This window comes from Kitasatospora sp. NPDC048296, assembly GCF_043201815.1.
Taxonomy (GTDB): Bacteria; Actinomycetota; Actinomycetes; order Streptomycetales; family Streptomycetaceae; genus Kitasatospora.
Genome location: NZ_JBICZB010000071.1, coordinates 1 through 25347 on the forward strand (window position 1 = coordinate 1; position 25347 = coordinate 25347).

A 25347-nucleotide genomic window follows, 5' to 3' on the forward strand; every position below is an offset into this window, starting at 1 on the left:
CGACCGGACCAGCTACAAGGCCACCATCAGCATCGACATCCTGACGACACCAGACCCGTGACCGGAACCCGCAGGCTCTATCTACACGGCGTTGGAACTAGTTGACCCCGTCCAGCCCGGCCCGGGCGTCGTTGGTGCCGAGCGAGAGCGACAGCACGTCCGGTGCGAACCGCCCGATGACGAAGTCGTACGCCCCGAGGACGTCCGTGGCCTTCCAGGCGGACACGCCACTGTTGACCACGATGTCCGTCAGCCGGTCCAGCTGCCAGCAGACGCGCTCCTGCACGTGCTCGACCCAGCCGCGGGCGCCGTGGGTGTGGTAGACGGCCTGGGTGATGCTGTCCCCGGCCATCACCCAGGTCATCGGGTGGTCCGAGAGTGCGACCATGCGCTGATTCCCCCGTGATCGTTTCGATCGCTATTGATCGTTCGTCCTGCGTTGCAGCTGCCAGCGGCAACGCTCGGGAAGTGGATCTTATTCACGCGTGATCGGGGGAAGCCGCGCCCGGGAGGCCCGCGGCGATCGGCGGCTGGTCGTCGGCACCGGGGATCGCGCCGGAGATCGCACCGGCCCGCCGGGCAGGGGCTCGGCGGGCCGGTGCGAGGTGCGTGGGGGAGAGGTGCGTGGGGGCGGGGGCGGCCCTCAGGGGGTTCCGGTCGGCCGGTCCGCCCGGGCGAGGGCCTGTTGCCGGAGGGAGCGGAGTTGGTCGAGCAGTGGTCCGTCACCGCCGAGGACGGTCTTCTCGACGTCGCTCTGCGCCCGGCTGACGGCGGTGGTGAGCCCGGCCTGCTCCTGGCACCGGGCCGAGGTCTTGGCCAACGAGAGCTCGCCGCCGATCAGTTCGTGGGTCTTCGCCGGGTCGCCGCCGTCCTGCTGCACCCGCTGGTCGATCACGGCGATCGGGTCGGCCAGGTGGCCGGCGCTCTGGTGGGCGGCGGACATGCAGTCGCGCCAGCGGCCCTCGGCGGCGGTGAACCGGCCGTCGGCCTGGACGGCGGTGACGACCTTGCCGCTGAGCACCTGAAAGGTGTTGTACAGGCGGAGGTAGTCGGGGCCGTAGAGCGTGGTGTCGGCCTGGATGAGGCAGGAGTCGCTGTTGTAGAAGAACTGCTGGTGGTCGGGCAGGTCGACGGTGACCCGGTGGGCTTCCGTCCCCGACAGCGCGGACTTCCAGGCCTGGTCGGCGGCATGGTCCTGGTTGGGGTCGGCCGCCTGCTTCAGGTTCAGGGCCGTGCTGATGACGCCGAAGCCGTCGTCGGCGGCCTGGTCGCCGCTGAGCAGCCCGTACGGGTTGGCGTCGACGCGGTGGTCGCCGGTGCTGAGGCTCTGGGGGCGGTACTCGAAGCCGCGCTCACGCATGCAGGAGGCGACGAGTCCCTCCTCGGCGTTGTGCAGGGCGACGCGCTGCGGCTCGTCGTAGTGGGTGACGCCGCCGAAGGGGCGTGGCTGGGCCCCGGGCGGGGTGGTGCCGCCGGACGAGGAGCATCCGGCGGCACCGAGGCCCAGGAGGACCGCCGCGAGGGCGAGGGTGATCCTGGTCTTCATCGCTGGATCAGACCGTGCACCAGCGGTTGGAGAGGATCTGCGGCAGGTTGCTCTCGATCGTGGTCCAGCCCGTGCCGCGGTAGAGGATCCAGCCCTGGCCCTGGGCGTTCTTCTGGGCGTAGACGACGACGTTGCAGCTGTTGCCGTTGTTGAACGCCGAGCCGCCGAGGCTGTTGTTGAAGTTGGCGTACATGCTCAGGTCGTCGTTGTCCTGGTAGACGGTCTGGACGCTGCCGCTGTAGTTCGATCCCCAGTACACGCACAGGCCGCCCGCGTTGCAGCCGGACGGTGCGGCCTCGGCGGCCGGGGCGACGACGCCCACGCCGACGACGGCGCTCGCGGCGACGGCGAGCGCGGCGATGGTCTTCTTGAACATGGTGGCTCCTCGAATCGAGTGAAGGTGCCTTGTGCCGACCGGATCTGACGTTCCGTCGGCGAGTGCCAGCCTGCGTCAGGACCGGGGGCGATCGCCATCGATGCGGACCGCCTGGGGACGGTGGGACGCCGTCCCGCGCCCTGACCTGCAACGTCCCCGGGCGTCCCGGACGAACTGCGGGACGGGGCGGCGCCGTTGGGGTATGGAACGCCGACCGGCCCGCCGGGCGAGGGGCTCGGCGGGCCGGCGTGGGGCGGTGGTGGGTCAGGCCCAGGGGTCGGTGAAGGACCGGCCGGGGACGGGCTTGGCGATGAGTGCGATGGCGGTGAAGAAGTTGACCTGGCCGATGGCGAGCGTGAGCGTGGCGAGCGCCTTCTCGTCGTAGTGGGAGGCGACTTCGGCGTACAGCTCGTCGCAGACGCGCTCGCCGTACGGGTTGGGCTGGAGCGTGGCCTCGACCAGGGCGAGGGCGGCGCGCTCGGGGGCGGTGAAGTACGGGGAGTCCTGCCAGGCGGCGACCGAGGCGATGCGCTCCTCGGACTCGCCGGCCTTGCGCAGGAACCCGGTGTGCAGGACGGTCAGGTAGGTGCTGCCCGCGATCTGGCCGGCCCGCAGCTGGACCAGGCTGATGGTGGCGCGCGGGATCGAGCGGTTGCCGACGGCCTTGAACAACGCGGCCGACACTTCGGCGAGTTCGGGGACGAGCTCGCCCGGGTCGGTGGCCAGGCGGGGGTGCAGCGGGATCTCGGCGGTGATCGAGCGGCCAGTGGTCGAGTGGGTGGTCATCGTGGTGTTCCTCTCGGGGGCTTCGGGAGCAGCGGTGCTTTCACTGACCCGACGGATCCCGGCGAGGGTGTGTGACAGCCCGGCGCGGACTTTCTTCGGCCCGGCGTCCTCCACGCCTGACTCGGTCGCGGGGCTTCAGGGGCGCTCGTCGTGTCCGTCCTCGGGGGGCTGTTCTCGGATGAGTCCGAGGAAGGCCGAGGCGACGAGGGCGACGGCGCGGTCCTCGTCGTGGGCGAGTCGGCGCAGGACTTCTTGTGCGGTGGTGCCCGGCAGCTCGACCAGGGCCTGGGTGAGGCGGATGCGTGTCGCGGAGTCCGCGGTGGGTGCGGCGAGTTCGTCGGCCAGGGCGGTGGTGATCCGGTCCTCGGTGTCGGGGTCCTGGGAGAGCGTGCCCAGGACCTCCGCCGCGTCGACGTCGTGGGAGCCCTCGACCACCATGGCGACGAGTGTCGGTACGGCCGCGGTCACGCCGCGCCCGCCCAGCGCGAGTGCGGCGTGCCTGCGCACCGTCGGGTCCGGATCCCCGAGGGCGTCCGCGAGGGCCGCGGCCGCGCCCGGGGCTTCGGGCATCCTGGCGAGCGCCCCTACCGCGCGCCGCCGGACGTCGAGCTCCTCCGACCGCAGACCGGCGGTCAGCGCCGCCACGCCGTCGCCGCCCGCCCGGGCGAGTGCCCAGCGCAGGGCGCCCGCCACGTTGGGGTCGGACTCGGAGAGGACCGCCCCGGCCAGCAGCTCGGCGGGCACCGGCACGCCCTCGGCCTGGGCCAGGACGGCCTGCTGCCTGCGCGCGGCGCTGGTCGAGGCGAGCCCCTGGAGCAACTCGACGATGCGCAGGACGTCCTGCCAGCCGGTGGGCGCCGACGCGTCGACCGTGCGGAGCCGGCCGAGCAGCTCCTGTTCCCGCTCCAGCCGGTCCTCCGTCCACCGGATCAGGTCGCTGACGAGCTCGGACGGGGTGAACGCAGGGTCCTCCAGAGCACGGGCGATCTGCTTGAGCGAGAGTCCGAGGGACCGCAGGCTCTCCACGTGGAAGATCCTGCGGACGTCCTCGGCGGAGTACTCGCGGTAGCCGCCGACGGTGCGGCCGGTCGGTCGCACCAGCCCGAGCGCGTCGTAGTGCCGGAGCATCCGGGTGCTCACGCCCGAGCGGCGGGCGACATCACCGATCAGCACTCCGGGGTCTCCGCGGTCTCGGCGAGGGACGCCACGGCGGCCGCTCGTTCCGGGCCGAGCGCGGCGAGTCGCTTCGCTTCGAAGACGGCCGCGTCGAATCCGGTCTCCGGGTCCCGCAGGAGCAGCACGGTGGCACGGGCGTGCGCGGCCACCTCCGGGTCGGGGCCGGCCGCGGCCTTCTCCAGGGCGGGTTCGGTCACGTCGCCGAGGTCGACGAAGGCCCGGCTCAGGCTCAGCCGCACGTTGCGGTCGCCGCGGCCGAGCTGCAGGACCAGTTCGTCGGCCAGGTCCTGCTTCCCGTCCTCGGGGACGAGGACGACCGCGACGCGCCACGCCGTCCGCGCCACCTCGTCGTCGGCGTCCCGCAGCATGTCGCGGGTGATCCAGGCCGAGGCGCTGTGGTCGCCGATCTTGGAGAGCGTGTGCAGTGCCTGGCTGCGGGCCTGGGTGCGCTCGGAGTCGAGTTCCCGGCGGATCCGGGGCAGGGTGATCTCCGGCGGCAGACGGGTCAGGGCCCAGGACAGCATGTCCCTTACGAAGAAGTCCGGCTCGACCGCGCACCGCTCGACCAGCGGCTCCAGGAGGCCGGGGTCGGGTTTCGAGCCGACCGCCAGGGCCGCCTGAAGCCGGACCGACGAGTCCTCGGCGCCCAGGGCGCCGATCATGCGGGTGTTCTGCTCGGTTCCGTTTGTGGTGTTGATCGGGACCACCTCCTGCACCCAGTGGACACCTTGTCACGGTGACAAGGTCAAACTGTTTGTGACGCCCCCGGCCCGAACCGCTGCCGGTACACCGACGGGGAGATGCCCGTCTCGCGGTGCATCAGCGCGCGCAGATTGGCGGCCGTGCCGAGCCCGCTGCGCCGCGCGACCGTCTCCATCCGGGGCTCGCCGCGCTCGATCAACCGGCAGGCCAGGGCGAGCCGTTCGCCGGTGAGCCAGGCCAGCGGGGTCGTCCCCAGCTGGGCGCGGAAGCGGCGGTGCAGGGTCGCCGGGCTGACGGCCGCGCGCGCCGCGAGGTCGGCGACGGTGAGGGGAGCGTCCAAGCGCTCCTGGGCCCAGGCGAGCAGCGGGGCCAGCGACTCGTCGGGGCGGTCGGGCACCGGCCGTTCCACGAACTGCCGCTGGCCGCCGTCCCGGTGGGCCGCGAACACCAGCCGCCGGCTCACCGCGTTGGCCACCTCCGCGCCGTGGTCGCGGCGCACCACGTGCAGGCCGAGGTCGAGCGCGGCCGCGCTGCCCGCGGCGGTCAGGATGTCGCCGTCGTCGACGAACAGCACGTCCGGTTCGAGCCGGACGGACGGGAACCGGGCCCGGAAGGAATCCGCCCACTGCCAGTGCGCGGTGGCCCGGCGCCCGTCCAGGACCCCGGCCTCGGCCAGGGTGAAGGCGCCGCTGCAGAACCCGACCAGCCGCGCGCCGCGCGCGTGCGCCCGCTGGACGGCCTCCAGCACGGCGGGCCGGCGGGGCACCTCGATGTCCGGGCGGTTGGGCACGATCAGGGTGTCCGCCGTGTCGGCCGCCTCCAGGCCGGCGACCCCGGTGAGGGTGAAGAACCCGTCCCGCATCAGGACACCGGGCTCGGGGGAGCAGAGCCGGAAGTCGTAGAGGTCACGGCCGACCTCCGGCCTGCGCAGCCCGAACACCTCGGTCGCACAACCGAGTTCAAAGGGGTTCGAGTTCTCGTCGACGATCACGACGACCCGGTGCACGCCGTCCGCCGGGCGCGCCGACTGCGAGGATCCTTGCGACATGCGCCATTTCTAGCACTCACACCGAGCGCCCCGGGAGGCCCAGGATGGGCCCATGAGCAACGAACCCATCGCCCTCGACCAGGCCCTGGCCACCTTCGACGCCCTGTGGAGCCCCCGCATCGTCACCCGCGTCAACGACTACGACGTCCGCATCGCCAAGGTCGAGGGCGAACACCTCTGGCACGCCCACGACGACACCGACGAGTTCTTCCTCGTCCTCGACGGCGAACTGCGCATCTCCCTGCGCGAGCCCGCCGGCGAGCGTACCGTCCTGCTCCCGCAGGGCGCGGCCTTCACCGTCCCGCGCGGCACGGAGCACAAGCCGCACGCCCCGACCGGCGCCGCGATCCTCATGTTCGAACCCACCGGCACACCGACCGTCGGCGACCGCCACGACCCCGTCCCGTCCCACGTGGACGCCACCACCGGGCACGCCCTCAACACCTGACACCCAGCCGGCGGCAGCTGTCGACGGCCCGCAACGCCCCGCCCTTCTCCGCTCCCCGTCGCCTCCGTTCACCCGTGATCAGTCGGATCGGGTCATTCCGCCGAGCGGAGCGCGCCGTACCGACACCTTGCGGTGGCTGATCCGCCAGCCCTCCGCCGTGCGCACCACGGTGTCCTCGTAGGAGACGGACCCACAGGTGCCGTCCGCCCTGATGCCCAGCCCCTTCGACCGGACGCGCACCAGGCCGTCCGGCGACGCCGTGACGACGACGTTGGTGACATGGTGCGCGACGGGATTGGCCGCCCCCAGCGCCCAGGCCGCCTCCCGGACGGCCAGGAGCCCGTTCAGCGGCTCCTGGCCGAAGTCGGTGAGGTCGTAGACGACGTCGGAGGTGAACACCTCCGCCAACCGGCCGAGGCTCCCGTCGTCGACCAAATGGCCGTGCAGGGAGACCAGTTCGGTGATGGCCAGGCGGTCTTCCAGGGCGAGTGCCACGCGCGTCCTCTCCGGCTCGCCGTGGAAGGCCGAGCCGAGCATCGATCCGTCAGCGGCACGACCCCGAAGCGGCGAACACGGTGATGCGTCGGCGGTGTCGAGCGGGCCATGCCCCCCGTGATCCTTCCACATCACCGGGTGGTCAGGCCTTGGTGGTGCCGCAGAACTCGGCCTCGAGTTCCTTGGTGAAGACCGAGATCGGGCCCCACGGGGCGCCGTCGGCCCAGTCGCCGTTGACCGAGGTGGAGAGCAGGTGGCGGCCGTCGCGGGTGCCGTAGGTGTAGGACCAGGAGCCATTGACGGCGCCGCGCCAGCCGCCCGTTCCGGAACGAGCGGAATGACGGAGCCGGGGCTCAGCCGGGCAGCCGGCCGCCGAGGAGGAAGGCGGTGAGCGGTCCGCGCACCCGGGGGTCGGTGAAGTCGACGCCGTGGCCGGTGGCGTCGACCGTCACCATGGCGGCCCGGCGGCCGAAGGCGTCCAGGGCCTGGCGGGCCCCGGAGTACGGGGTGGCGGGGTCGTAGCGGTTCTGCAGCAGCAGGATGTTGCGCGGGCCGACGGGGTTCGGCCGCACCTGCGGTTCCTTCGGGGCGTAGTGCCAGAAGGCGCAGGGCCAGACGTTGCCGCCCATGCCGTCGGTCAGCGGGTGGCGGCGGCGGTCGGCCGCGGTGCGGGCGGCGTAGCCGGCGGGGTCGCGCGGCCAGGCGGAGTCGTCGCAGAGCACCGCGAACTGGGCGGCGAGGAAGTTGTCGGGGATGACGGAGGGCAGCGCGCTGCCGCCGTTGCCCGGGGCCGGCGGGGTGCGGGTGGCGGCCAGGCGGAGCGCGGCGGCGGCGATCGGGTAGTACCGCGGGTTGGTCAGCGAGGAGTACGTGACGGCGCGCAGGCCGATGCCGGTGAAGGTCCGGCCCGGGCCCAGGACGAGTGGTGCGCGGTCGAGTTCGACGGCCAGCCGGAGGTAGCTCGCCCGTACGGCTTCGGGGGTGGCGCCCAGGTGCAGGGCGTCGTCGCGGTCGGCGAGGTACCGGGCCAGGGCCGGGAAGGCGTCCTCGGCGCCCTCGCTGAACAGGCTGGTGCCCTGTTGTTCGCCGCCGGGGGCGACGGTGCTGTCCAGGACGACGTGGTCGGCGCGGGCCGGGAAGAGGCTCGCGTAGACCTGGCCGAGGTAGGTGGCGTAGGAGGTGCCCAGGTAGGAGATCCGGCGCAGACCGATGGCGGCCCGGATCCGGTCCAGGTCGCGGGCCGAGTCGGCGGTGGTGATGTCGGCCAGGTACGGGCCGGTGGCGGCCGCGCAGGCGTCCGCGATCCGGCGGGCGTGGGCGAGGTTGGCGGTGATCGAGCCGTCAGGTGCCGGGAAGGGGTAGTTGAGTTGGGCGGCGCGGTCCTCGACGGGCAGGTCGCAGTGCACCGGGGTGCTGTTGCCGACGCCGCGCTCGTCGAAGCCGATCAGGTCGTAGGAGCGCAGGACGTCGGGCGGGAGGAATCCGGCGGCCTGGCCGGGGTAGTCGAGCCCGGAGCCGCCAGGCCCGCCGGGGACGACCACGAGATCGCCGCGCCGGTGGGCGGGGTCGGAGGTGCGGATCCGGGAGACGGTGAGGGTGATGCTGCCGGCGCGGAGGTGCCGGTAGTCGCGGGGGACACGCAGGGTCGCGCACTGCTGGCGGGGGTCGCGCGGGAACGGGGCGCCGTAGGCGTTCGGGGTCGGGGCCGGACAGGGGCCCCAGGAGAGGGCGGCGGGTGCGGCCTCGGCATCGGGAGCGGCCACGGCGGTCGGCAGGAGCAGGAGGGAGAGTGCCAGGCCACCGGCGGCAGCCGTGCGGCGGGTGATCGCGGTCATGCGCCCGACGGTAGGTCGGCCACCTGGCCGCGAGCCTCGGAGCCGAGGTGGAGACGCGGGTGGAGACGGTGGGTGGAGCTCCAACGACCCGCCTCCATCCGGCGGTTGAGACGGAGCCGGCTACGGGCGGAGCACCGCCGGGGTCGGGCCGTCGGGGCGGACGGTGATGCTGTAGGCGGCGCCGGCCGGGCGGGAGCGGAACTCCACACTGCCCAGGGGGAGCAGGAGTTCCAGCAGCGCCGTGGTCTCCCGCACCGCGAACTGGGTGCCCAGGCAGGCGCGGGCGCCGAGGCCGAAGGGGAAGTAGGCGCCGAGGTGGGCGGGGCGGGCGGCACCGGGGGCGAAGCGGGTGGGGTCGAAGCGTTCCGGTTCGGGCCACAGGGCCGGGTCGCGGTGGGTGAGGTAGGGACAGACCAGGACGTCGGTGCCGGCGGCGATGTGGTGCCCGGCGATCACGTCGTCCTCGACGGCGTGCCGGGGGAGCAGCCAGGCGGAGGGGTAGAGCCGGAGGGTCTCGCTCACCAGCGCCTGCGGGTCGGCGCCCCGGGCGCCCGGGTTGTCGTCGAGCAGCAGGAACAGCCAGGTGAGCGTGGTGGCGGTGGTCTCGTGGCCGGCCACCAGCAGGGTGACCAGCTCGTCGCGGATCAACCGGTCGGTGTACTCGGGGTGTTGGCCGGCCGCGTCGAGCAGGACGCGGAGCACGCCGGGCTCCTCGACATCCCGGACCGACCGCGCCGCGTCGATCGCCGCCTGGGCGACGGCGTCGATCCGGGCGAGGTCCTCGGCGACCGCGTCCCGGGCGTCCGCCGCGTTGGTCGGGAGGGTCGGCATCGCGGCCACCACCCTTTCCACCGCCCGCAGTTCGCCGTCCGTGCGGTCGTCCAGCGGCAGTCCGGTGAGCGCCCGCCAGACGGTGTCCAGGGCGAAGCCGCGCATCTCCTCGCCCACGTCGAAGGTCTCCCCGCTGCGCCGGTAGCCCTCCCAGCGCTCGGCGGTCCGGCGCGCCGCGGCGGCGATCCGCTGCTCGTAGCGGCGCATGCCCGTTCCGGTGAACTGCGACTGCAGCAGCCGCCGTTGACGCTTCCAGGCCTCGCCGGTGGCGGACAGCACGCCGTCGCCGACCAGCATCCGGGCCCGGTGCGAGCGCTTGACGTACCGGTCGGGGTGGCGGCCGAGCACGTGGTGGACGGCGGCAGGGTCGGTGACCAGGACGGTCGGGGTCGGGCCGAGCCGGAAGGCGGCGATGCCGCCGATGCCGCGCTGGGCGCGGGCCAGCAGGTCGACCAGCTGGGCCTCCTCGGCCCGCCACTGCTCGACGGCCGCGGGGGCCAGTTCCGGAACGGGGACGGTGTCCGTGGTCACCAGGGGTCTCCTCGACTCGGCCGGCGTCAGGCGAAAGGCGGGGCAAGCCCGGGGGCCGACTCTACGTCAACCGGGTTGCCCCACGGTCGCGCCGGGTCACGCCGCCTGTCGGTCAGCTCTTCCGACCGTCGGGGTCGGGCAGGCGTATCCAGGTGTCGGCGGGCCCGGTGACGGCGCGCGCGTCGGTGGGGTGGAGGCCGGCGAAGGCGCAGGCGTAGGCGATCGGCTGGTGGTGGTAGAGGTATTCCGTGAGGACCTCCTCGGGGGAATGGCGGGGGAGCGGCCCGCCGCCGGGATGGAGGTCCCAGCCGTCCTCGGCGCCGTCACGGAAGACGCAGCCCTGGTTGCCGCTCTTGGGGTTGGCGAACATGCCGTAGCCGAAGGTGCCGGCGGTCAGCCGGGCCATCGCGCCCGAGGTGCAGGGGGCGAAGCCCCAGGGCTGGGTGACGATGCAACCACCGGGGACGGTGGTGACGCCGACCAGGAGCAGCCTCTCGTCGGGGTCGTAGGCGTACGGGGCGTCCAGGAGGTCCGCCATGACGTGATTGCCGACCGGTGTGCCGCCCAGCCGGCGGACCGCCTCGGCGGCGTCGATGCCGGCGATGCAGGCGAGCCCGGTGCCGTCGTAGTAGAAGTCGCCGAGGCCGGCGCGGAGTTGTCGGGCACGCTCGGCGGCGGCCTGCTCGGCCGGCGTCAGGCCGGGCTCCCCCTCGGGCAGCGGGAAGAGGTCGGCGACGGGCCCGGCGAGGGCGAGTCGACCGGGGGACCAGCCGCCGAGCTGGGGGCGCCAGGGGCCGGCCCCGGCGGCGGCCAGGGCGCGGGCGTTGTCCGTCCGGCCCGACACGACGGCCTCCCACAGCGCCGTCGTCCCGTCCTCGGTCGCGTCCACGTCCGCCACCCGGCGGGCGAGTTCGGCTACCACCTCGGGGGAGCCGTAGCTCGCAGCCCGGTGCAGGGGCCGTTGGCCGAAGCCCCAGTCCTCCGGGTCGGCGCCTGCGTCGAGCCGCGCGCGGACCTCCTCGGCGTCCCGCCAGATGCCCCAGGTCACACCGTCCCAGCCCGTCATCGTGCGCCTCCTCCGTCTCGCTCCGACCGGAGCGGGTGCCGGTCGGCACCAACTCCTCCGCATACGAAAGCACGGGGGTCTGACAACGCGGCCCGGCGGACGGGAGCACGCACGCGACTGCGCCGCGGCCCGTCCCCCCGACGGACCGCGGCGCAGCGGCTTCACGTGGCGTCAGAGCGACGGCGATCACGCCGCTCGTGAGCCAGGTGCGGTCCGGGTCGCGAGCGGATCACCGGCGAGGAGGCGGTGCGTACCGCCCCGCCGGCTCGATCGAGGGAGAGCCGCCGTGTCCACCGCCACCGCACCCAGGGCGTGCAGCAGCGCCCGATCGACGACCTGACCGCGCCGCGATCCGGTATCTCGTGCACCTGCTGACGAACGCGCCCTCTTCGCGCCGACCTGACGTCAATTTCGTGTACTAATGTTCGTCAGATCGGGTCATTTGTGGCGTTAACACGTCGAATGACTGCCCTGACCTCTGGCTCCCGCTAGAGTCTCTGACGTTTCCAGTCGTTAGTCCGCGAAGAACGAGGGGGAGCGTGCTGTCCGCCATCACATGCCGGATGGCCCATCCGCTTCGGCTCTTGCGGGGAAACTCCTGATGTCTTTGCCGCGCGACCCGCGATGCAATTGACCCCGGGTCCGATTGGCTCATCGGCATATTCAGTGTTCGTGGTCGGAATGCCAATGTCGGCACGGGGGAATTGTGTTCACGCCGCCATCGATGTCCACCGCCTGACCCCGGCCCGCGAAGCCGCCCCTCCCGCGCCCGCGCCGTCCCGCCACCGACCCCGGATTGGATCATGACCACCTCGCCCTTCGCCGTGCCGTGTGACCGGATCGCGATCACCGGGATCGGCTGTCGCCTGCCGGGACACGCCAACGACCACCGGACCTACTGGCGCAACCTGATCGAGGGCCGGGACTGCCTCACCGACACCCCCGCCGACCGGTACGACACCGGCACCCTGGGCAGCCGGGACCGCGCCAAGCCGGGGCGGCTGATCGGCGGCCGGGGCGGCTACATCGACGGCTTCGACACCTTCGACCCGGACTTCTTCGGCATCAGCCCGCGCGAGGCCGAGCACATGGACCCGCAGCAGCGCAAGCTCCTGGAGGTCAGCTGGGAGGCGTTGGAGGACGGCGGGCTGCGCCCCGGCGAGCTGGCCGGGCGGGACGTCGGCGTCTACATGGGCGCCTTCACCCTGGACTGGAAGATCCTGCAGTTCGCCGACCTCGACTTCGGCACCATCGCCGCGCACACCGCCACCGGCACGATGATGACGATGGTGTCCAACCGGATCTCGCACTGCTTCGACTTCCGCGGCCCCAGCGTCTCCATCGACACCGCCTGCAGCTCCTCGCTGGTCGCGGTCCACCTGGCCTGCCAGAGCCTGCTCCGCGGCGAGAGCGAACTCGCCCTGGCCGGAGGCGCGTTGCTGCACATGGCGCCGCAGTACACGATCGCCGAGACCAAGGGCGGCTTCCTCTCCGCGGACGGCCGCTCACGGGCCTTCGACGCCTCCGCCGACGGCTACGTCCGGGCCGAGGGCGTCGGCGTGGTGGTGCTCAAGCGGCTCTCCGACGCGCTGCGCGACGGCGACCCGGTGCACGCCGTCATCCTCGGCAGCGGCGTCAACCAGGACGGCCGCACCAACGGCATCACCGTCCCCAGCGCGGACGCCCAGGTCGCCCTGATCGAGCGGGTCTGCGCCGAGGCCGGGGTGCTGCCCGGCAGTCTGCAGTACGTCGAGGCGCACGGCACCTCCACCCCGGTCGGCGACCCGATCGAGGCGGCCGCGCTCGGCCGGGTGCTGGGCATCGGCCGCCGTCCCGGGGACCGCTGCTACGTCGGCTCGGTGAAGACCAACATCGGGCACACCGAGGCCGCCGCCGGCGTCGCCGGGCTGATCAAGACCGCGCTGGCCCTCAAGCACCGCCGCATCCCGCCGCACCTCAACCTGGAGCGGCCCAACCCCGGCATCGACCTGGCCGCGCTGCCCTTCGAGATCCCCACCGCCCCCGTCGACTGGCCCGAACACCAGGGCCCGGCCCGCGCCGGCGTCAACTCCTTCGGCTTCGGCGGCACCAACGCGCACGTCCTGCTGGAGGAGCCGCCGCTCCCCGCCCCGGCCCGGCCGGCGCCGCAGCCGGCCCGTGCGGTGCTGCCGCTGAGCACCCGGGACGCCGCCGGACTGCCCGAGCTGGCCGGCGCCGTCCGCACCGAGCTGGCCGCCGGGACGGCGCTCGCCGACCTCGGCCACACCCTGGCCCACCGCCGCCAGCACCTGCCCGAGCGGCTCGCCGTGGTCTACTCCGGGCGGCAGGACCTGGACGAGGCGCTGGCCGCCCACGAGCGCGGCGAGGCGCACCCACGAGTGGTCCAGGGGCGCGCCCGGGAGCGCCGACAGCGGCGGCTGGCCTGGGTGTTCACCGGCATGGGCCCGCAGTGGTGGGGGATGGGCCGGGGACTGTACGAGAGCGAGCCGGTCTACCGGGAGGCCGTGCGGGCCGTCGACCGGGAGATCCGCGAGCAGGCCGGCTGGTCGCTGCTGGAGGAGTCGGGCCGCGACGAGGCGGACTCCCGGATGGCCGAGACCTGGCTCGCCCAGCCCGCCAACTTCGCCGTCCAGGTGGGTCTTTCGGCGCTCTGGCGGAGCCACGGCCTGGTGCCGGACGCGGTGGTCGGGCACAGCACCGGCGAGGTCGCCGCCTTCCACGAGGCCGGGGTGTACGACCTGGCCGACGCCGTCCGGGTGGTGCTCGCGCGCAGCGGGCTGCAGCAGCGCCTGGCCGGGACTGGCTCGATGCTCGCGGTCGGCCTGCCGGAGGCCGAGGCGGAGCGGCGGATCCGTCCGTACCGCACCCGGGTCTCGCTCGGCGCCGTCAACAGCCCCTCTGCCGTGACCCTCGCCGGGGACACCGAGGCGCTGCGCGAACTGGCCGAGGAGCTCAGGCGGCAGGGCGTGTTCACCCGCTTCCTCGACGTCGAAGTCCCTTACCACAGCGTGCGGATGGAGCCGATCCGGGACGAGCTGATCGCCGCGCTGGCCGGGATCAAGTCGCGCGAGGCGCAGCTGCCGCTCTACCTGACCGCCGACGAGGGGATCGCCCGGGGGTCGGAGCTGGACGGCGAGTACTGGTGGCGCAACGTCCGCAACCCGGTGCGCTTCCGGGCCGCCGTCGAGCGGATGGCCGAGGACGGCCACCGGCTGTTCCTGGAGCTCGGCCCGCACCCGGTGCTCGGGCACGCGATCCGCGAGTGCGCCGAGCAGGCGCACACCCTGCCGTCGATCCGCCGGCACCAGGACGAGCCCGAGCGCTTCGCCCGCACCCTGGCCGAACTGCACGCCCTGGGCGTCGAGTTGAGCTGGGACGCGGTGCAGCCGGCCGGGCGCCCGGTGCCGCTGCCGACCTACCCGTGGCGGCGCGACCGGTACTGGGTCGAGCCGAAGCCGGTGGAGCAGGTCCGGCTCGGGCGGGTCGACCACCCGCTGCTGGGCCGCCGCACCGCGAGCGCCCAGCCCTGCTGGAGCACCGCGCTGGACCCGGAGCGGCTGCCGTACCTGGCGGACCACCGGATCGAGGGCCAGGTGGTCTTCCCGGCCGCCGGGTACCTGGAGATGGCCGCCCAGGCCGTCCGGGCGCTCACCGGAGGCACCGAGGTGGTGCTGGCCGAGGTCGAGCTGAACCGGGCGCTGTTCCTCTCCGAGCGCGAGCCGGTCCCCGTCCAGCTCGGCTACGCGCCCGAGGATGCCCGCTTCACCATCGCCTCCACCCCGGCCGGCGGCGAGCCCGCCGTGCACGCGAGCGGCCGGGTCCGCACCGGCCAGCGCCGCGCCCACCGGCCGGCACCGGACTTCGACGCACTGCGCGCCCGAGGCCGGCACGTCGACGGCCCGGACTGCTACCGGCGCCTCGCCGAGCGCGGCTACCACTACGGGCCCGCCTTCCAGGCCATCGCCGAGGCCTGGGCCGGGCCCGACGAGGCGCTCGCCCTGATCCGGCCCACCCCGCGGCTCGGCCCCGGGGCCGCCGACCACCACCTGCACCCGGTGCTGCTGGACGCCTGCTTCCAGACCCTGCTGACCACCCGGCTGCACGCACCCGAGGGCGGCAGCGTCCGGCTGCCGGTCTCGATCGAGGAGGTCCGGCTCGACCAGGCCGGCGACCGGCCGCTGTGGGCGCACGCCACCGTCACCCGGGACAGCGGCGAGGAACTCGTCGGCGACCTCGCCCTCTACGCCGAGGACGGCACCCCGCTCGGCCGGATCACCGGCTTCAAGGTCGCCGACGTCGCCCAGGCCTCCGCCTCGGTGGGCCTGGCCACCATCGACGGCTGGCTCACCGAACTCGCCTGGACGCCGGCCCCGGCGGCGCCGCTCGACCGGCCGACCGGCGACCTGCTGCTGTTCGCCGACGGCGGCGGCCTCGCCGAGCGGCTGGCCGCCCTGGCCACCGAGCGCGGCGCCCGCTGCCACCTGGTCCGGCCCGGCGGCTCGTACGCCGTCTCCGGCGGGGAGACGACGGTGCGGCCCGACTCCGCCGAGGACCTGCGGCGGCTGTTCGCCGACCTGGACCCGGCGTACCGGACCGTCGTCCACCTGTGGAACGTCGACCTGCCCGCCCTCGACGCCACCGACCCCGGACAGCTCGACCGGCTCGCCACCCTCGGCGCCTACTCGCTGATCACCCTCGCCCAGGCGCTGCCCGCCGCCCGCCCGGACGGCCGGCTGCACATCGTCACCCGGGGCACCCAGGCCACCGGGCCCGGCGACCGGGTCGAACCGCTCGGCGCCCCCGCCTGGGGCATCGGGCGGGTGCTGTGGCAGCAGGAACTCGTCGCCCAGCGCGGCAGCCTGGTCGACCTCGACCCCGCGCTCGACGCCGGGGAGCAGGCCGGGGCGCTGCTCGCCGAACTCGGCGCCGGGGACGAGCAGGAGATCGCCCTGCGGGACGGCGGCCGGCTCACCGGCCGGCTGCGCCCGGCCGAGGGCCTCACCCGGCCGTTGCCGCCGGTCCTGCGCCCCGACGGCAGTTATCTGGTCACCGGCGCCTTCGGCGCGCTCGGCCGACTGCTCTGCCGCACCCTGGTCAAACGCGGCGCCCGGCGGCTGATCCTGGTCGGCCGTACCGCCCTGCCGGAACGCGCCGAGTGGCAGGGCGTGGACCCGGCGAGCCCGGCCGGGGAGCGGATCGCCTTCCTGCGGGAACTGGAGGCGCTCGGCGCCGAACCGCTGCTCGCCCCGGTGGACGTCACCGACGAGGCCGCCCTCGCCGGCTGGCTCGCCGACTACCGGCAGCGCCAACTCCCGCCGATCCGCGGGGTGTTCCACCTCGCCGGGCAGGTCCGGGACACCCTGCTGGCGCAGCTGGACCGCGCGGCCTTCGACGCCGGGTACAGTCCCAAGGTGGTCGGCGGTCACCTGCTGCACCGGCTGCTGGAGGCCGAACCGCTCGACCACTTCGTGCTGTTCGCCTCGGTCGCCTCGCTGCTCACCACCGCCGGACAGACCAACTACGCGGCCGGGAACGCCTTCCTGGACGCCCTGGCCCACCACCGCCGCGCCGCGGGCCTGCCCGCGCTCAGCCTGGACTGGGGCCCCTGGGCCACCGGCATGATCGAGGAACTGGGTCTGGTCGCCCACTACCGCGACGCGCGCGGCATGAGCTCGCTGCCGCCGGAGGCCGGAACCGCCGTGCTGGAGCGCGTCCTCGGACAGGACCGGGCCCAGTTGCTGGTCGCCACCGTGGTCGACTGGCCGACCTTCCTCGCCTGGTACCCGGCCCCGCCGCCGCTGGTCGCCGAACTCGCGGCGAGCGCCGCCGAGCAGGCCCCGGCCGAGACCGGCGGCTTCCTGGACGCCTACCGCACCGCCGGCCGGCAGGCCCGGCGGGAGCTGGTCACCGGGCGCTTCACGGCCGCCGCGGCGGCCGTCCTGCGGATCGGCGCCGAGCGGATCTCGCCGGACACCAGGCTCGGCGCACACGGCCTGGACTCGCTGCTCGCGATGGAGCTGCGGGCCCGGGTGCACGCCGAACTCGGCGTCGCCCTGCCGGTGGTGGCGCTGCTCAGCAACGGCACCGTCGGCGGCCTGGCCGACCTGCTCACCGAAGGGCTGGCCGAACGGCTCGCCGCCGATGGCGGCCCGGAGCAGGCCGAGGTCGAGCTCCACACCGACGAGTCCCGCTACCCGCTCACCCACAACCAGCAGGCGCTGTGGTTCCTGCGCCAGCTGCACCCGGACGGCTTCGCGTACAACATCGGCGGCGCGGTCGAGGTGCGCGCCGAACTCGACCCGGAGCTGGTGTTCGCCGCCTTCGCCTTCCTGGTCGCCCGCCACCCCGGGCTGCGCGCCGCCTTCACCGCCGACCAGGGCCGCCCGATCCAGCGGATCCGCGCCGAAGTCAACGCCGACACCGGGCTGTTCGATGTCGAGGGCCGCCCCTGGGAGGAGATCCACGAACTGATCGTCCGCGAGTACCGGCGGCCGTACGACCTGGCCGAGGACCCGCTGGTGCGGCTGCGGCTGTTCCGGCGCGGACCGGACCGCTGGGTGCTGATGAAGGCCGTCCACCACATCGTCTCGGACGCGATCTCCACCTTCACCTTCATCGAGGAGCTGTTCGAGGTCTACGAGGCGCTGCGCCGGGGCCGCACCCCCGAACTGCCCCCGGTGGCCGCCCGCTACCTGGACTTCCTCAACCACCAGAACCGCTTCCTGGCCGGGCCGCAGGCGCGGCGGATGCTCGACTACTGGCGCGGCCACCTGCCGGCCGGGATGCCGGTGCTGGCACTGCCCACCGACAAGCCGCGCCCGGCGGTGCAGACCCACAACGGCGCCTCCGAGTTCTTCCGGCTGGACGCCGAACTGACAGCGCGGGTCCACGGGTTGGCCAGCGCGCACAACGCCACCCCGTTCATGGTGCTGCTCGGCGCCTACTACCTGCTGCTGCACCGCTGGTCGGGGCAGTCGGACATCGTGGTGGGCAGCCCGGTCACCGGCCGCACCCAGGAGGAGTTCGCCTCCGTCTACGGCTACTTCGTCAACCCGCTGCCGCTGCACGTGAGCCTGGCCGGGGAGCCGACGGTGGCCGAGCTGCTGGCCCGGGTGCGGGAGAGCGTGCTCGGCGGCCTGGACAATCAGGAGTACCCGTTCCCGCTGCTGGTCGAGCAGTTGGGGCTGCAGCACGACCCGAGCCGTTCCGCGGTGTTCCAGGCGATGTTCATCCTGCTCACCCACAAGGTCGCGGTGGAACGCTTCGGCTACCGCCTGGAGTACATCGAACTCCCCGAGGAGGAAGGGCAGTTCGACCTCACTCTGTCCGCCTACGAGGACCGGTCGGACGGCTGCCTCCACTGCGTGTTCAAGTACAACTCCGACCTCTTCGAACCCGCCACCGTCCAGCGGCTGGCCGCGCACTACCGCAATCTGCTGGAGGCCATGACCAGGGCCGCCGAAGGCGAGCCGGTCGGCCGGCTGCGGATGCTGGAGCAGGCCGAACGCCGCCGGATCCTCGACGAGTTCAGCGGCGTCGAGCGGCGGATCGACGACGCGGTGACGGTGCCCGAGCTGATCGCCAAGGCCGCCGCCGAGCACCCGGAGGCCGTCGCGGTGGTGGCCCCCGGCCGGGGCACCGTCCGGCGGGTCACCTACGGCGAGCTCGACCGGCGCGCCGAGCGCACCGCCGTACGGCTGCGCGAACTGGGCGTCGGCGAGGGCTCGGTGGTCGCGGTCTGCCTGGAGAAGTCACCCGAGCTGATCACCACCCTGCTGGCGATCTGGCGGGCCGGCGCCGCCTACCTGCCGCTCGACCCCGGACACCCGGCCGACCGGCTGGCGTACCAGGTGGCCGACGCCGGGGCGGCCCTGGTCGTGGTGGACGAGCGACGCTCGCTCCCGGCCGAACTGCCCGCGCCGCTGATCACCCTGGAGGAGCTGGCGCGACCGGCCGCCGCTGCCGGGCCGCTGCCCGGCGCGGACCCGGACCGGGCCGCGTACGTGATCCACACCTCCGGCTCCACCGGGCGCCCCAAGGGCGTGCGGGTCGACCACCGCAACCTGGCCGCGGTCACGGCCGGCTGGCGCGAGCAGTACCGGCTGGACACCGAGGCCCGGGTGCACCTGCAGATGGCCGGGACCGCCTTCGACGTGTTCTCCGGCGACCTCGCCCGGGCGCTCGGCACCGGCGGCACCCTCGTCCTGGTCGACCGCGAACTGCTCTTCGACACCGCCCGGATGCACCGGGTGATGCGCCAGGAGGCCGTCGACTGCGGCGAGTTCGTCCCCGCGGTGGCCCGCGCCCTGCTCGCCCACTGCGAACGCGAGGGCCTGCGGCTGGACTTCCTGCGGCTGCTGATCGTCGGCTCCGACTCCTGGAAGGCCGCCGAGCACCGGCGGCTGCGCGCCCTGTGCGGGCCGGACACCAGGCTGGTCAACTCCTACGGCCTGACCGAGGCCACCGTCGACTCCAGCTACTACGAGGGCACCGCCGAGGAGCTGGAACCGGGCCGGATGGTCCCGATCGGCCGGCCCTTCCCGAACAGCGCGCTCTACATCCTCGACCGCTACGGCGAGCCCGTCCCGGTCGGGGTGCCCGGCGAGCTGTGGATCGGCGGCGCGGGTGTCGCCGCCGGCTACCCGAACGACCCGGAGCAGACCGAACGGCGCTTCACCACCCTGGAGTTCGACGGCACGCCGCTGCGGCTCTACCGCACCGGCGACCTCGGCCACTGGGACACCACGGGCACCGCGCACCTGCTCGGCCGGATCGACAACCAGGTCAAGGTGCGCGGCCACCGGATCGAGCTCGGAGAGATCGAGGCCCACCTCACCGCCCGGCCCGAACTCGCCCAGGCCTGCGTCGCCGTCCGGCAGGACTCCTCGGGCGAAGCCGTGCTGGCCGCCTACCTGGTGGCAGCCGAGGGCGTCGAGCTGGACCGCCGCGAACTGCGCCGCCACCTCGCCGAACACCTGCCCACCGTGATGATCCCCGCCTACCTCACCGAACTGCCCGCCCTGCCGCTCACCCCGAACGGCAAGGTCGACCTCGCCGCCCTGCCGGAGCCCAAGGCCGACACCGGCGCCGAGCGGCACGAACCGCCCGTCACCCTCTACGAGATCAGGGTCGCCGAGCACTGGCGGAACCTGCTCGGCCTGGACGAAGTCGGCCTCCGGCACGACTTCTTCGAGCTCGGCGGCAGCTCCATCCGGCTGATCGAGCTGATCCACCACCTCCAGACCGAGTTCAACATCGGCATCCCGGTCGGCCTGCTGTTCAAGGTCACCACCCTGCACGGCATGGCCCGCACCGTCGAGCAGATCATCACCGGGGAGGTGGCCGGCGGCGAACCCCACCTCTGGTTCAACTCCGGGGCTCCCGAAGCCCGTACGGTCTTCTGCTTTCCCCCGGCCGGCGGCCACGGCCTGGTCTACCGGCAGCTCGCCGCGCACCTGCCCGAGCACCGGATCGTCGCCTTCAACTACCTGACCGGCGACGACAAGACCGCCCGCTACGCCGACCTGGTCGAGGCGCTGCACGAGCCGGGCCCGTACGTTCTGCTCGGCTACTCGCTCGGCGGCAACCTCGCCTTCGAGGTGGCCAAGGAACTGGAACGGCGCGGCCGCACCGTCGGCTCGGTGCTGCTGGTGGACGCCTACCGGAGCCTGGCGGCCTTCGACCTGGGCGAGGAGCACGTGGCCGTCTTCGAACGGGAGCTGCGCGAGCACCTGCACCGGCACACCGGCTCGCGGATCGTCGCCCAGGAGACCCTGGAACAGGCCCGGGACTACCTGGAGTTCTGCAGCCGCACCCCCAACACGGGCACCGTGAACGCCCGGCTCGACGTGGTCTGCGAGCGCGAGCGCCGCGCCGTGCACGAGCGCGGCGAGCCGGGCTCCTGGCACGGCGCCTCCACCACCGGCACCGCCGTGCACACCGGCCACGGCGACCACGCCGAGATGCTCGACGGCGAGTTCGCGGCCCGCAACGCCGAACTGGCGGGTGCCATCCTGGCCGGAGGCGCCGTCGATGGCCGCGGCTGACCGCGGGCCGGACTGGTCCACCAGGCAGCGGGCCGACGGCGGCTCGCCCCGGGTGATCGTGATCGGGGCCGGCCTGGCCGGCCTCGCCACCGGCTGCTACGCGCAGATGAGCGGCCTGGAGACCCGGATCTTCGAGAAGCACGTGCTGCCCGGCGGCTGCTGCACCGCCTGGTCCCGGCACGGCTACCTGTTCGACTACTGCATCGACTGGCTGATCGGCACCGCCGAGGGCACCGGCGCCCACCAGGTCTGGCGCGAACTCGGAGCCCTGGACGGCAAGTCGGTGACCCATTTCGACACCTTCAACCGGGTCGTCGACGAGCACGGCCGGGCCGTCACCTTCCACACCGACCCGGACCGGCTGGAGGCCCACCTGCTGGCCCTCGCCCCCGGCGACGCCGCGCCGATCCGCGCCTTCTGCAAGGACCTGCGCCGCTTCGCCGCGATCGACCTGCCCTGGGACCTCACCCCGCCGCCGCTGCGCACCCCGGCCGAACGGCTGCGCACCCTGCGCGCCCTGCTGCCCGCCTTCCGGCTGTTCTGGCGCACCGCGACCACCCCGATGAGCGGCTTCGCCGAGCGCTTCCAGGACCCGCTGCTGCGGCGGGCCTTCCCCACCATGTTCCTGCAGGAGCCGGCCGGCTTCCCGCTGCTGCCGTACCTGTACACCCTGGCGGCCGCGCACACCGGCAACGCGGGCTTCCCGCAGGGCGGTTCGCTCGGACTGGCCCGCTCGGTGGAGGAGCGGTACACCTCGCTCGGCGGGGTGATCGGCTACCGCTGCCGGGTGGACCGGATCCTGGTCGAGGGCGGCCGCGCCGTCGGCGTCGAACTGCGGGACGGCTCACGGCACTTCGCCGACCACGTGGTCGCCGCCTGCGACGGGCCGACGGTGCTCGACCGGCTGCTGGCGGGCCGCTACTCCAGCCCGGCCACCGACCGGCTGTACGGCGAACTGCTGGACAAGCCCGGCAACCTCTACCCGGCCGTGGTCTCCGCCTTCGTCGGTGTCGACGGACCGCTGCCGGCGGGCGAGCCGCACAGCACCACCTATCTGCTCCCGCCCGAGCAGGCCGCCCGGCTGCCCGGCTCGCTCCAGCACAGCCTGGTGGTGCAGCTGCGCTCCGACTACGCCGAGGGCTTCGCGCCGCCCGGCAAGTCGGTGCTGCACTGCACCTACTTCAGCGACTACCGCTCCTGGAAGGAGCTGCGGGTGCGCGACCGCCGGGCCTACCGGGCGCGCAAGCAGGAAGTCGCCGCGTTCGTCCGGGAGTTCCTGACCCGGACCCACCCCGGCCTCGGCGGGCGGATCGAACTCGTCGACGTGGCCTCGCCGGTGACCACCGAGCGCTTCACCGGCAACACCTACGGCAGCATCCTCGCCTGGCAGGCCTTCTCCGAGGCCGAGGACGCCGCCAACCGCCTGGTCAACCGGGACCGGATGCGGCTGCCGGGCCTCAGCGGCTTCTCCATGGCCGGGCAGTGGACCTCGCTCGGCGGACTGATCCGGGCCGCCACCAGCGGCCGGTACGCCGCCCAGTACCTCTGCCGGGAACTCGGCCGACCGTTCCGGGCCTGGCCCAGCGACAACCGGGAACCCTGGCACGCGGGCAAGTGGGGCCGCCTGCCGCAACTCGACCGGGCCACCGTGGGCCGGATGACCGTCGGAGGGCCGCAATGACGGGGACGAGCAGCGGCCGGCAGAGCATGGTGATCATCGGCGGCGGGCTCGGCGGCCTGTCCACCGGCTGCTACGCACAGATGAACGGCTACCGGACGCGGATCCTGGAGATGCACGAGCTGCCCGGCGGCTGCTGCACCGCCTGGGACCGCGGCGAGTTCACCTTCGACTGCTGCGTCAGCTGGCTGCTGGGCAGCGGGCCGGGCAACGAGATGCACCGGATCTGGCTCGAACTCGGCGCCCTGCAGGGCAAGCGGATGCGCAACTTCGACGTCTTCAACGTGGTGCGCACCCGGGACGGGCGGGCCGTCTACTTCTACTCCGACCCGGACCGGCTGGAGGCCCACCTGCTGGACCTCGCCCCGGAGGACGCCCGGCAGATCCGCCAGTTCTGCGCCGGACTGCGCAAGTTCCGTGTGGCGCTGACCCGTTACCCCTTCCTCAAACCGGTCGGGCTGATGGGTCGCTGGGAGCGCTGGCGGATGCTGGCCTCCTTCCTGCCGTACGTCAACGTCATCCGCCGCTCGATCACGGTGCTGATGAGCGACTACTCGGCGCGGTTCCGCAGCCCGCTGCTGCGCGAGGCGTTCAACTTCGTGCTGTACGAGAAGCACCCCAACTTCCCGGTGCTGCCGACCTACTTCCAACTCGCCTCGCACGCGGGGCAGTCGGCCGGGGTGCCGGAGGGCGGCTCGCTCGGCCTGGCCCGCTCGGTCGAGCAGCGCTACCGGCGGCTCGGCGGGGAGATCACGTACAACGCCAAGGTGACCGAGATCCTGGTCGAGCGGGACGCGGCGGTCGGGGTGCGGCTCAGCGACGGCCGGGAGGTGCGGGCCGACATCGTGGTGGCGGCCTGCGACGGGCGCACCACCGTGATGGACCTGCTCAAGGGCCGCTACCTGAACTACACCTACCGCCGGCTGTACACCGAGACGCTCACCGAGCCGGGCATGGTCTTCCCCGGCTACCTGACCGTCTTCCTCGGCCTGCGCCGACCCTTCCCGGCGGGCGACCCGTGCACCACCTACCTGCTGGAGGAGGAGTTCGCGGCGCGGCTCACCGGCATCCGGCACCCCAGCATCAACATCCAGTTCCGCAGCCGCCACTACCCGGAGCTGTCGCCCGAGTCGACCACCGTCGTCTACGCCAGCTACTTCTGCGACATCGCCCCCTGGCGGCGGTTGAGCACCGGCCCCGAGCAGGCGCCCCGGTTGCGGCGCGGCGAGGAACTGCACACCCTGCCGGTCGGGCGGGGCCGGGAGTACCAGCGGGAGAAGCGCCGGGTGCGCGACGCCGTCATCGAGTTCCTGGACGGGCACCACCCGGGGCTGAGGGACGCGGTGGCCGTCAAGGACGTCTCCACCCCGCTCACCCAGGTCCGCTACACCGGCAACTACGACGGCACGGTGCTCGGTTGGCAGCCCTTCGTGGAGAGCGGCGAGACCCTGGAGGAGGAGATCAAGCGCAACGGCCCGGGGCTGCCGGGCCTGGCCGACTTCTACCTCTCCGGGGTCTGGGCGACCACCGGTGGCCTGATCCGCGCGGCCGCCGCCGGCCGGCACGTCGTCCAGTTCATCTGCCGCGACGACCGCAGGCCGTTCACCGCCCAGGTCGACGACAGCGCGCCGCCGCCCACCCTGATCACCGAGCCGGTCGGCCCCGACGACCGGCAGTTTGGAGTCACGTCATGAGGATCGAGAAGTGGGTCGTCCGGGAGCACCTGGACGGCGTGCCGGACGTGGACCGGATGTACCGGAAGGTCGTGGAGGAGGTGGACGTCCGGCTCGCCGAGGACGAGATGCTGCTGCGAACTCGGTGGGTGTCGGTGGACCCGTACCTCCAGGGCATCGCGCTGGACACCCCGATCGGCGACCACATGGGTGCCGACTCGATCATGGAGGTGCTGGAGGCCGGGCCGGCCGCGCGGTTCGCGGTCGGCGACCTGGTCCAGGGCTTCGGCGGCTGGCGCAGCCACGTGATCGGCAACGGCGCACCCGTGCTCTGGCAGACCGGTACCTTCCCGATGGTGTTCCCGGCCTACCGCCGGCTGGACCACGCGGACTACGACGAGCAGCTGCCGGTCACCACCGCGCTCGGCCTCCTGGGCGGGCCCGGGATGACGGCCTGGGGGACGGTGGAGAAGTTCCTGGACGTGCGACCCGGCATGACGGTGGTGGTCAGCGGGGCCAGCGGCGCCGTCGGCTCAGTGGTCGGGCAGCTCGCCAAGCACCGCGGTGCGCGGGTCATCGGCACCACGGCGACCCCGGCGAAGGGGGACTGGCTGCGGGAGCTGGGCTTCGACGAGGTGTTGCACTACCGCGACGGCGACGATCCGGAGCGGGTGGCCAAGGAGCTGGCCGGGTTCGCCCCGGGCGGAGTCGACCGCTACTTCGACAGCCTGGGCGGCACGCTCACCGACGTGGTGTTCGGGATGCTCGCGGTGGACAGCCGGGTGGCGGTCTGCTGGCAGTGGGGGAGTCAGGTCGGCGGCGAGTGGGCCGGACCCCGGCTGCTGCCGGTGATCATGTTCCCCCGCACCACGATCCGCGGCGTCTTCTCGCTGGAGTGGTTCACCGAGGAGAACTGGGCCGCGCTGCGGCGGGACCTCGGGGCGCTGGTCCGCAGCGGGGACCTGCGCTACCGGCAGACCGTCCACCAGGGGTTCGACGGCATTCCCGCGGCGTACCGCAGCCTCTACGTGGACCGCTCGGCGAGCAGGGGGAAGGTGCTGGTCGAGCTCTGACGCGCCGTCCGTCAACCTGACGCTGTTCGTGGTGTCG

16 protein-coding genes are annotated in these 25347 nt (G+C 73.5%); 5 read left to right on the forward strand and 11 right to left on the reverse strand.

The genetic code is table 11. The features are described from left to right. Positions 1–97: 97 nt before the first annotated feature. The 7 genes from ACGF12_RS30935 to ACGF12_RS30965 form a co-directional block, all read right to left on the reverse strand. Positions 98–388: an SGNH/GDSL hydrolase family protein gene (locus ACGF12_RS30935; protein WP_393037275.1), complete on the reverse strand. Its 291-nt coding sequence runs from the start codon at positions 386–388 to the stop codon at positions 98–100. Between the two features lie 255 nt (positions 389–643). After that, on the reverse strand, positions 644–1546 hold the full coding sequence (locus tag ACGF12_RS30940; RefSeq protein WP_393037278.1) for a hypothetical protein: 903 nt from the start codon (positions 1544–1546) through the stop codon (positions 644–646). A gap of 7 nt (positions 1547–1553) precedes the next feature. Next, positions 1554–1922, reverse strand: a complete 369-nt coding sequence (locus ACGF12_RS30945; protein WP_393037280.1) for a peptidase inhibitor family I36 protein — start codon at positions 1920–1922, stop codon at positions 1554–1556. A gap of 264 nt (positions 1923–2186) precedes the next feature. Next, positions 2187–2708 carry a carboxymuconolactone decarboxylase family protein gene (locus ACGF12_RS30950; RefSeq protein WP_393037283.1) on the reverse strand — a complete coding sequence of 174 codons (522 nt, stop codon included), beginning with the start codon at positions 2706–2708 and terminating at the stop codon, positions 2187–2189. Positions 2709–2843: 135 nt separating this feature from the next. Further along, a complete protein-coding gene (locus ACGF12_RS30955) occupies positions 2844–3881 on the reverse strand; it encodes a HEAT repeat domain-containing protein (protein ID WP_393037286.1) in 1038 nt (345 codons plus the stop codon). Next, positions 3875–4600 carry a HEAT repeat domain-containing protein gene (locus ACGF12_RS30960; protein ID WP_393037289.1) on the reverse strand — a complete coding sequence of 242 codons (726 nt, stop codon included), beginning with the start codon at positions 4598–4600 and terminating at the stop codon, positions 3875–3877. Before ACGF12_RS30960 ends, ACGF12_RS30955 begins: the two co-directional genes overlap by 7 nt. A gap of 29 nt (positions 4601–4629) precedes the next feature. Further along, complete coding sequence (locus ACGF12_RS30965; RefSeq protein WP_393037293.1) at positions 4630–5634, reverse strand: helix-turn-helix domain-containing protein; 1005 nt, start codon at positions 5632–5634, stop codon at positions 4630–4632. Positions 5635–5686: 52 nt separating this feature from the next. Here ACGF12_RS30965 and ACGF12_RS30970 point away from each other — a divergent pair, with 52 nt between their 5' ends. Beyond that, on the forward strand, positions 5687–6082 hold the full coding sequence (locus tag ACGF12_RS30970) for a cupin domain-containing protein (protein WP_393037296.1): 396 nt from the start codon (positions 5687–5689) through the stop codon (positions 6080–6082). Between the two features lie 78 nt (positions 6083–6160). On the opposite strand, the gene ACGF12_RS30975 is transcribed toward ACGF12_RS30970, so the two are convergent. The 4 genes from ACGF12_RS30975 to ACGF12_RS30990 all read right to left on the reverse strand — a co-directional run bounded on the left by ACGF12_RS30975 (position 6161) and on the right by ACGF12_RS30990 (position 10840). Beyond that, a complete protein-coding gene (locus ACGF12_RS30975) occupies positions 6161–6577 on the reverse strand; it encodes a nuclear transport factor 2 family protein (RefSeq protein WP_393037299.1) in 417 nt (138 codons plus the stop codon). A gap of 353 nt (positions 6578–6930) precedes the next feature. Next, on the reverse strand, positions 6931–8412 hold the full coding sequence (locus tag ACGF12_RS30980) for an alpha/beta hydrolase (protein WP_393037302.1): 1482 nt from the start codon (positions 8410–8412) through the stop codon (positions 6931–6933). A gap of 120 nt (positions 8413–8532) precedes the next feature. Continuing rightward, positions 8533–9777 carry a cytochrome P450 gene (locus ACGF12_RS30985; protein ID WP_393037354.1) on the reverse strand — a complete coding sequence of 415 codons (1245 nt, stop codon included), beginning with the start codon at positions 9775–9777 and terminating at the stop codon, positions 8533–8535. A gap of 109 nt (positions 9778–9886) precedes the next feature. Beyond that, on the reverse strand, positions 9887–10840 hold the full coding sequence (locus ACGF12_RS30990; RefSeq protein WP_393037305.1) for an ankyrin repeat domain-containing protein: 954 nt from the start codon (positions 10838–10840) through the stop codon (positions 9887–9889). 803 nt (positions 10841–11643) lie between these two features. Here ACGF12_RS30990 and ACGF12_RS30995 point away from each other — a divergent pair. Genes ACGF12_RS30995 through ACGF12_RS31010 form a run of 4 tightly spaced genes read left to right on the forward strand, consistent with a single transcriptional unit; the run spans position 11644 to position 25310 of the window. After that, complete coding sequence (locus tag ACGF12_RS30995) at positions 11644–20886, forward strand: amino acid adenylation domain-containing protein (RefSeq protein WP_393037308.1); 9243 nt, start codon at positions 11644–11646, stop codon at positions 20884–20886. After that, on the forward strand, positions 20873–22567 hold the full coding sequence (locus ACGF12_RS31000; RefSeq protein WP_393037311.1) for a phytoene desaturase family protein: 1695 nt from the start codon (positions 20873–20875) through the stop codon (positions 22565–22567). Before ACGF12_RS30995 ends, ACGF12_RS31000 begins: the two co-directional genes overlap by 14 nt. A gap of 26 nt (positions 22568–22593) precedes the next feature. Further along, the gene (locus tag ACGF12_RS31005; RefSeq protein ID WP_393037357.1) at positions 22594–24258 is read left to right on the forward strand and encodes a phytoene desaturase family protein; all 1665 of its coding nucleotides are present in this window, start codon (positions 22594–22596) and stop codon (positions 24256–24258) included. Continuing rightward, positions 24255–25310, forward strand: a complete 1056-nt coding sequence (locus ACGF12_RS31010) for an MDR family NADP-dependent oxidoreductase (RefSeq protein WP_393037314.1) — start codon at positions 24255–24257, stop codon at positions 25308–25310. Before ACGF12_RS31005 ends, ACGF12_RS31010 begins: the two co-directional genes overlap by 4 nt. Positions 25311–25347: the final 37 nt, after the last annotated feature.

What these genes read in the sequence shown, in the direction of transcription:
- ACGF12_RS30935 (WP_393037275.1), bottom strand. Translation starts at nt 388, where the DNA reads ATGGTCGCACTCTCGGACCACCCGATGACCTGGGTGATGGCCGGGGAC.
- ACGF12_RS30940 (WP_393037278.1), bottom strand. Translation starts at nt 1,546, where the DNA reads ATGAAGACCAGGATCACCCTCGCCCTCGCGGCGGTCCTCCTGGGCCTC.
- ACGF12_RS30945 (WP_393037280.1), bottom strand. Translation starts at nt 1,922, where the DNA reads ATGTTCAAGAAGACCATCGCCGCGCTCGCCGTCGCCGCGAGCGCCGTC.
- ACGF12_RS30950 (WP_393037283.1), bottom strand. Translation starts at nt 2,708, where the DNA reads ATGACCACCCACTCGACCACTGGCCGCTCGATCACCGCCGAGATCCCG.
- ACGF12_RS30965 (WP_393037293.1), bottom strand. Translation starts at nt 5,634, where the DNA reads ATGTCGCAAGGATCCTCGCAGTCGGCGCGCCCGGCGGACGGCGTGCAC.
- ACGF12_RS30970 (WP_393037296.1), top strand. Translation starts at nt 5,687, where the DNA reads ATGAGCAACGAACCCATCGCCCTCGACCAGGCCCTGGCCACCTTCGAC.
- ACGF12_RS30980 (WP_393037302.1), bottom strand. Translation starts at nt 8,412, where the DNA reads ATGACCGCGATCACCCGCCGCACGGCTGCCGCCGGTGGCCTGGCACTC.
- ACGF12_RS30990 (WP_393037305.1), bottom strand. Translation starts at nt 10,840, where the DNA reads ATGACGGGCTGGGACGGTGTGACCTGGGGCATCTGGCGGGACGCCGAG.
- ACGF12_RS30995 (WP_393037308.1), top strand. Translation starts at nt 11,644, where the DNA reads ATGACCACCTCGCCCTTCGCCGTGCCGTGTGACCGGATCGCGATCACC.
- ACGF12_RS31000 (WP_393037311.1), top strand. Translation starts at nt 20,873, where the DNA reads ATGGCCGCGGCTGACCGCGGGCCGGACTGGTCCACCAGGCAGCGGGCC.
- ACGF12_RS31005 (WP_393037357.1), top strand. Translation starts at nt 22,594, where the DNA reads ATGGTGATCATCGGCGGCGGGCTCGGCGGCCTGTCCACCGGCTGCTAC.
- ACGF12_RS31010 (WP_393037314.1), top strand. Translation starts at nt 24,255, where the DNA reads ATGAGGATCGAGAAGTGGGTCGTCCGGGAGCACCTGGACGGCGTGCCG.